This is a genomic window from Rhizobium sp. LC145 (assembly GCF_001005825.1).
Lineage (GTDB): Bacteria > Pseudomonadota > Alphaproteobacteria > Rhizobiales > Rhizobiaceae > Neorhizobium.
Map to the genome: position 1 here is coordinate 1 of NZ_LBHV01000035.1, position 350 is coordinate 350.

General features: G+C 68.9%; 1 protein-coding gene. It reads left to right on the plus strand.

Features of this window, described 5'->3' with window-relative positions:
• On the plus strand, positions 1-350 hold a 350-nt coding region (locus YH62_RS29015; protein WP_046797794.1), incomplete at both ends, for a sugar phosphate nucleotidyltransferase.

Sequence of the window (350 nt, forward strand, 5' to 3'; positions counted from 1 at the left end):
CCCGTCATCATGGCCGGCGGCAAGGGCACGAGGCTCTGGCCCCTATCGCGCGCCAGCGCGCCGAAGCAGTTCATCCAATTCATCGGCGACCGCACCCTCTTCCAGGCAACGCTGACGCGGGTCTCCGATCCCGCGCTTTACGAAGCGCCGATCGTCATCACCAACGAGGATTTCCGCTTCCTGGTGGCCGAGCAGGCCCGCGAACTCGGCGTCAAGCTGGCGGGCACCCTGCTGGAACCGGTCGCCCGCAACACCGCCGCAGCCGTGGCCGCCGCAGCCGCCTTCGCGAGCAGCCGCTTCGGCAAGGATGCCGTCCTCCAGGTGCTCGCCTCCGACCATGAGATCGTCGC